The sequence below is a fragment of the Nocardia sienata NBRC 100364 genome, assembly GCF_001613205.1.
Lineage (GTDB): Bacteria > Actinomycetota > Actinomycetes > Mycobacteriales > Mycobacteriaceae > Nocardia > Nocardia sienata.
Window position 1 is genome coordinate 1 of the sequence record NZ_BDBX01000099.1, and the last position, 7,004, is coordinate 7,004.

Annotated in this window: 5 protein-coding genes and 1 pseudogene; 1 reads left to right on the forward strand and 5 read right to left on the reverse strand. The window is 63.4% G+C overall.

The annotated features are described in order from the left end of the window. The 4 genes and pseudogenes from NS4_RS31860 to NS4_RS33580 form a co-directional block, all read right to left on the reverse strand. Window positions 1-1,371: condensation domain-containing protein (locus NS4_RS31860; RefSeq protein WP_218020439.1), on the reverse strand; the 1,371-nt coding region annotated here is incomplete at its 3' end. A gap of 1,168 nt (window positions 1,372-2,539) precedes the next feature. Next, window positions 2,540-3,244, reverse strand: a complete 705-nt coding sequence (locus NS4_RS30780; RefSeq protein ID WP_084487883.1) for a thioesterase domain-containing protein — start codon at window positions 3,242-3,244, stop codon at window positions 2,540-2,542. A gap of 75 nt (window positions 3,245-3,319) precedes the next feature. Continuing rightward, a complete protein-coding gene (locus NS4_RS33575) occupies window positions 3,320-4,090 on the reverse strand; it encodes an AMP-binding enzyme (protein WP_245665866.1) in 771 nt (256 codons plus the stop codon). 273 nt (window positions 4,091-4,363) lie between these two features. Continuing rightward, window positions 4,364-4,996, reverse strand: a pseudogene (locus NS4_RS33580) (condensation domain-containing protein); the annotation flags it as partial. Between the two features lie 26 nt (window positions 4,997-5,022). Between NS4_RS33580 and NS4_RS31875 the strand changes: the two are divergent. Then, window positions 5,023-5,373: a hypothetical protein gene (locus NS4_RS31875; RefSeq protein WP_084487887.1), complete on the forward strand. Its 351-nt coding sequence runs from the start codon at window positions 5,023-5,025 to the stop codon at window positions 5,371-5,373. On the opposite strand, the gene NS4_RS30795 is transcribed toward NS4_RS31875, so the two are convergent. Beyond that, window positions 5,334-6,980: an ABC transporter ATP-binding protein gene (locus tag NS4_RS30795; protein WP_084487889.1), complete on the reverse strand. Its 1,647-nt coding sequence runs from the start codon at window positions 6,978-6,980 to the stop codon at window positions 5,334-5,336. The genes NS4_RS31875 and NS4_RS30795 overlap by 40 nt on opposite strands. Between the last annotated feature and the right edge of the window lie 24 nt (window positions 6,981-7,004).

A 7,004-nucleotide genomic window follows, 5' to 3' on the forward strand; every position in this document is an offset into this window, starting at 1 on the left:
CACTGTCACAGCCGGAACCGGTGCCGCCGTTTCATTCCACTGATCCAACACTCGCCGACGCTCGGACTCGTCGAGGAGAGACAGTCGATCGACCCGGCCCTCCGGATCCGCTACTATTGCCCGAAAAAATCTTATCAATTGTTCGGAATAAAGCTTCAAATCCTCACTGCTGTACAGGAGGCCGTTTCCATCTATTTCGATATGTAAACCATTACCGCTGCTACCGATATAGTAAATTGAAATGGATAGATCATCATTCGCCCCGAACGAAACTCCACGAATGAAAGCGGGACTCCCGGAGAAATCTATCGACCCGAAGAATGGAATGATATTCAGAACCGGGCCCAATGGATTCCTGCCGGTGCCGGAAAATCCGATATCACGCCTTATATCGGAACCCTGATATCGGGCATGCGGCAAGATGGATCGAATCTCACTACGCACCTGGTCGGCAATTTCAGCGAATCGCGACCCCGGACCGACATTCACACGCAGCGGCACCGCGTTCGACACCAGGCCCGGCGTACTACTTGCGGCACCTGCCCGGTTTGCCACCGCAAAACGTAGAGTAAACTCTGGGGCACCCGACATACGATTGAAGAAACAAGCCACCACTGCCGTGAGGAAACCAGGAACCGGCACTCCCAAGCTATTCGACACTGCCAACAATGCGGCGGTGTCTTCGCCCGAAATGCTGATACCGTGGTGCAGCGTCAGCGGAACAGACGAACCTCGGTTCGCTGACAATTGAATAGGCTCCGGCAATGCGGACATGTAGTCACGCCAGAACTCCCGGTCGTGGAGGAAAAGAACGGAATTTCGGTAGTCATCGTCTTCGCTATTGATCAACTCCGGCCCGCCGAATCCAGCATCCTTGATCGGGATACCCTTTTTCAGCGCGGTGAAGACCTCTCCGATCCGGCGCGCGATCATGTAGGCGCCGAACCCATCCACCACAATATGGTGAAACACCAACAGAACGAAGAATCGGGACTCACCCAGCTTGATGAGTCCCGACCGATACAACGTGTCCCGCTCGAGGTCGAACGGTTGGCCGACCAAATCGGCCATTGATTCCCGTGCCGCGGATTCGGGGTCTGCGTTGCCACTGACATCAATGAAGAACGGTTTCCACCGGCTGCAATCACGCATCACCTGCCGGGGGCCTCCGGCGCCTTCCACGATATTCACCTGCAAGGTGCGTGCCTCACCATACGCCCGCCGCAACGCCGCATCCATCATCGGAGGATCAATCGGTCCGGAAACATCCAAGTATCCGGAAATGTTGTTCGACAAGCTTGGCACCATCTTCTGCGCCAACCACAGCGCCTTCTGCGCAGAAGAAAGCTGAAACGAATTCGATGCAGTCATAATTGCACTCTCGAATTACGAGAGGTGTGTTACGCCACACCACCCTTGGAGGTACTGTTCTGCATTCCTTGGATTGGCAGCCTGCCTTCTTGCATTATTGCATCCGAGGACCGGCTTGGGAACAGGTCGTCGCCTCGCAATCAACCATGGCGTCCACCTCGGTCGCTGCATGGAACCTGTTCCATGCAGCGACCGTCGGCATCCGGTGCGCGCGCCTCGGCGAAAAGTTGCCCAATTGTAAGGCGGGACGACCCGCGGCTTCAGTTCCGTCAAGTCACTCCACTCGGGTTCTGCTGGCACGACAATGAACCCGGATCACGGTAAAGACGGGATCGCCGTCGTGTCCCCCGAAAATCCGACTTCCCCTGATCAGTCAGCGCCTATCCGACGGAAATCCCTGACCTCCGAAATCGGGAATGCGATTCTCTCGGCAGGCGCGAGCAAAACCGTATACCCACCGAGCCGGGCGCTGGCGCCGGGTTGAATCCGTTAGATCCAAACGCGCGGTCATCAGAGCTGTTGGCCATCACGGACGAGCGTTTACCCGTCGGCACCGGATTGGTAAGGAACATGCAACCAACACAGGCAGGAGTTCGCGTCCTGCCTTGCACTCGCCCTGCCATTGCCACCAGATCCGAAGGCACTAGCCGGGAAATCGCTGGATCGCCAGGCTCAGTGACTGGCCATGCAGCAATGACGAATCGATGCCGCAACGGTGGCCGCGCCCGAGGTCCGCAGTTCCTAACCTCGCGCGCCTCCGGAACCCGGGCTGGGTGGACGGCTCCGCTGGTGCCGGTCTAACGACCGCGCGCCCACCCGATGACCTTGACGAAGTGGACGCGTCGAGCCGATATCGACGAGGGCAACAAGCCCGGAACGACCCGTAACGAGTCCGATGAGCTGCGGGAACTGAGGCGCCGCAATCGGAACGAAGTGCTGCGCCGTGCTGCAGCATATCTGCCGCAGGCCGATTCCCGGGAAAAGGCTCGACCCGCTCGTGAGCGAGCTCGCCGACGACGGGATTCCCGTCGTGGTCAGCCCTTGCTCGCCAACCCTATTACCGGTGGCTGGCCGCGCCGGTCACCGAGGCCGAACTCGTCGAGGTCTATCGCGCGAACGCCCTATTCGACGCCCACCGCGACGACCCGGGCGACACTTCGCTCTTGGCTCATTGCCAGTCCTGCAGATGCTCGTCGAGTACTTGGGCGATGATCGACAAAGCATGTGGTGTCGTCAACTCGTTGTGGGTGACCTCGATATCGTAGTTGGTAATCGCGCCGGTGACGTGCTGTCGCCATCCCGACGGGCCGCGGGCGTCCGTGGTGTCCACAGTCGCACTGAAATACAGCAGATCGCCGCGGAATACCGGGGGTCTGTATCCAACGAGGTTGCGGACCGAACTGTTGAATGAGGCGGCCATTTGCTCCAGAGTGCCGGCATCAACGATCGATACACCGCCATTCCGCTCGCGGATCGCCTCGGCCGCTTGCCGCGCGGTGGCGGTTTCGCGCACATCATGGATGCCGAATGCGGCACCAAAGGCGTTGACATATCCACCCGCGCTGAGTCTTTCGATGCTTTCGCCGTCGATCTCGGCAGACCTGGTATCGAGCAGCGCGACCGCACCTACCGCCGCACCGGATCGCTCCAACCGGGCGGCGACGGCATGGGCGATCAGCCCGCCGAACGACCAACCCAAAAGGTGATACGGCCCCCTCGGCTGGACGCGGCGAATCTCCCGCCACCGCCGGACCGGCATCCAACCACAAGGCCTGCACCAGGACCGCAGACTCCGGTGCCAACCGCTGCTGCGCCGGACCCATCTGCTCGGATACCGCCGACACGATCTGCTCATCGGACAGCCCCGACACATCGATGCGATGCAACACCGTGTCCGCCCGCACCGCCCCGACCGGCAGCACCTCCAACTTGCCCGAACCGGCCACCGCTACCCCATCCGACGGTATCGCCTGCATCCGCAACGCGTCATGATGATCAGCACCGCCTGCAAACCGGCCCGCAGATGCTGCTCAGCCGCACCCACCGGCAGTGGCAGCACCCCCATCGACCGATAAAACCCCCGCAACTGGCCGCCACGCCCTACCGCCGCCCTCATCACCGGTGCCACCGGCAGCACACCGATAGCCGCGCCCGGCACTTCGGACACCACGATCCCAGCATCCCCGGCCACCGAGGCCAACGCTTCGACCGTGCGATACCGGAACACCTCCTGCGGCCCGAACACCACCCCGGCCGCCCGCGCTCGTGCTACCAGCCGCACCGCCAGCAGCGAGTGTCCACCCAGGTCGAAAAACGAATCATCGATACCGACCCGTTCGACACCCAGCACCTCGGCGAAAACCGTGCACAGCAGTTCTTCCCGGGGGGTCCGCGGCGGCTGGTACCCGGTCCAGGACACGAACTGCGGTTGCGGCAGTGCCTTCCGGTCGATCTTGCCGTTGGGATTCAGCGGCAACTCCCCCAGCACCATCACCACCGACGGCACCATGTACTCCGGCAACCGCTTCGCCACGAAATCCCGCAACACCATCGGATCCACCCCGACCACCGACCGCCCACCAACCGGAGTGACATACCCGACCAGCCGCTTACCCACCTCACCATCACGAGCCACGACCACCGCCTGCGCAACCGAATCATGCGCAGCCAAAACCGTTTCGACCTCCCCCGGATCGATCCGGAACCCCCGCACCTTCACCTGATCATCGGCCCACGACCGACGAACAACAGCTGCCCCTCGGCATTCCACCGCACCAGATCCCCGGTCCGATACAGCCGACCCCCCGGCACCGGCGCGAACGGAACCGCCACGAACCGCGACGCGGTCGAGCTCGGCGTAGGACAAGGTCTCGTCTTCGAGCCGCAGTGCTGTCGCGTCCGGTGTCGAGGCGACTCGAGCAGCGAATAGTTCTGGGAAAGTGTGGCCGATGCTCGGTGCGCCGGTGTCATTCCAGTCGGATAGAAGCTGCCTGCGCTCACCCTCCGTCAGCAGTTCGATCTGCCCGATCCTCTGACGGGGATCCGCTGTCACCTGGTCCAGTACGCGGAGGTAGTGTGCAGCCAACCGTCGAGCAGTGACCTCTTCGAAGAGTACTGTCGAAAATGTAATTTCCCCGCCGAGTTCGCCGTTCGGCAGCTCGTCCATAGCGAGTAGGAGGTCGAACTTCGAGTGCTCACTCTTCACGTTCAAGGCGGCCACGGTGACTCCGCGAAGCTGCCAGCTGATTTACTGGAATCCCTGCAGTAGGAAACTGATCTGAAAGAGCGGGTTGCGGGAGAGATCGCGCTCGGGGGACAGCTCTTCGACGAGGCGTTCGAAGGGTAGATCCTGGTGGCTGTAGGCGTCCAGGGCGGTCCCGCGGATCCTATCCAGGAGCTCCATGAAGGTGGGCACGCCGGACAAATCCGTTCGCAGAACGAGGGTATTGACGAAAAAGCCGATGACGTCTTCCGCTTCGGTCCGGTTGCGGCCAGCGATTGGCGAGCCGACCGCAACGTCATCTTGGCCGCTCCAGCGAGACAGCACGATTTGGAACGAGGCGAGTGCGGCCATGAACAAAGAGCAGCCTTGCGCGGCGGCGATGTCCGCCAAACGACCGACCACCGATCGACCCGGCCGCTTGCGGCCGCTTGGACGGCCAGCGGCTTCGAACTGAAGAAGTTGATCTCGGCCTCGGCGCAGGCCTGCCGCGCGAAGACGGCCGTGGCCGGGTGCAGCGCGATCGATCGGATTGCGTCGCGATCCGCAACCCGTTCGCGATTGATCGCCAGGCGACGAACGAGGGGAACAGCAAGACGTTCGAGCAGTGCTTCCTCGCCTCGTGGGCGGAGTCCGTTCCGCTGGGGCCCAGCGTCGATATGACGCTGTCGAGCTTTGACAAGTGCTCGGGTTTTACCGACGACACCATCTCTCCTGCGTATCGCGTCCCTGTGTTGGGGACTTATCTCAGAACCGTTCGTGACGGCGGGACCGCCGGGTAGGTCGAATCGTCCGGGCTCCCCGTCCATGCCCGCCAAAGCTCGGCATAGCGGCCGTCCAGAGCCAGCAGTCGGTGATGGGTTCCCTCTTCGACAACGTTGCCCTGATCCATGACGAGGATCCGGTCGGCCAGCGTGGCCTGGGTCAGCCGGTGGGCTACCACGAGGACGGTGCGGCCCCGCATCGCCGCCTCGGCGGCCCGCTCGAGGACGCGCGCCCCCGCCGAGCCGACCTCTGCCGTGGCCTCGTCCATCACGACGAACCATGGTTCGCCGAGCACGATCCGGGACAGAGCGAGATGCTGCACCTGATCGGGGGTCAGCTGGTGACCTGCGTCGCCGATGACCGTGTCCAGTCCGTCGGGCAGCGTGGCGACCCAGCGATCCGCGAAGGTCCCGGCCAGTGCCCGCCGGATCTCGTCGTCGTCGGCCTCAGGCCGTACCAGCGTCAAGAAGTCCCGCACGGTCCCGGCGAAGGCATAGGCTTCCTGGTCGACCAGGAACATCCGGGAGTACGTCGCGGACAGCTCAGGGTCGAGGGGCCTGCCGTCGACCAGCACCGTACCTTCGGTCGGCCTGAGTCTCCCGGCGGCGATCGCGCCGAGTGTCGTCTTGCCGGCACCGGTGGCGCCGACCAACGCGACCCGCTCGCCGACGGCGATTCGCAGATCGACGTCATGCAGGATCGGCTTACCGGGCACGTACGCGTGGCCGACTCCGACCAGATCCACTGCACCCGACCCCCCGACGGTGTCCAGGGCCGGTTCGGTTGCCGAGGGCAACTCGGCGATGCCGATCAGCCTGGACATCGCTGCACCCATCGACTGAAAGCGGTCGAAGGTGAACAGCAGACTGCCGATCGGGCCGAACAACCTGAGGAAGTAGAGCGCGGCGGCGGTGACGGCGCCGACCGTCGTCGCGTCGTCGCGCATGAGCGCGAACCCCGCGCAGAGCACCAAGGCCAGGCCGATGAGCTCGGCCAGGTTGTTGTGGTTCAGGAACCGCAGCATAAGCCGGTAGACGGTCACGGACACGTCCGCCGACCGCCGGGAACTCTCGTCGATCCGTCCCAGCAGGGTTGGCCCGATGCCGAACGCCCGTGCCGTGGAGGCGCCGTTGACGCCGGTAAGCAGGTCTTCGGCGCGTTCGCCTTGGGCGACCCGCTGTTCACGGTAGAGCGGCCGTGAGCGCGGCAGGTACCAGCGCAGAGTCACGATGTACACCGGTGCCGCGCACAGCATGGCGAGGCCGAGTCGCCAGTCGAGCGTCAGCACTCCGGCGGAGGCGAACACGACTGCGACGGCTGCGTTCGCGATCACCGGCACGACGCCTTTGAGGCCGTCGGAAACCGTCCGGACATCGTCGGAGAGCCGAGAGACCAGGTCACCGGTCGAGGTACGTTCGATCCGCTCGGCGGGCAGCTGCAGGGCCCGGCCCAGCACTCGCTCCCGCAGCTCGCCTAGAGCGGCTCGCCCACCCGCGCCAGCATGACCATGGCGACCCCGCCGAATACAGCGCCTATCACGGCGGCGGCAGCGATGAACAACGCGGAAAACACAATGGCGTTCCGACCGGCTGCAACGTCGTCCGCGATCGCGCCGAGAACCCACGGAGCGACGAGTCCGGCCCCCCCC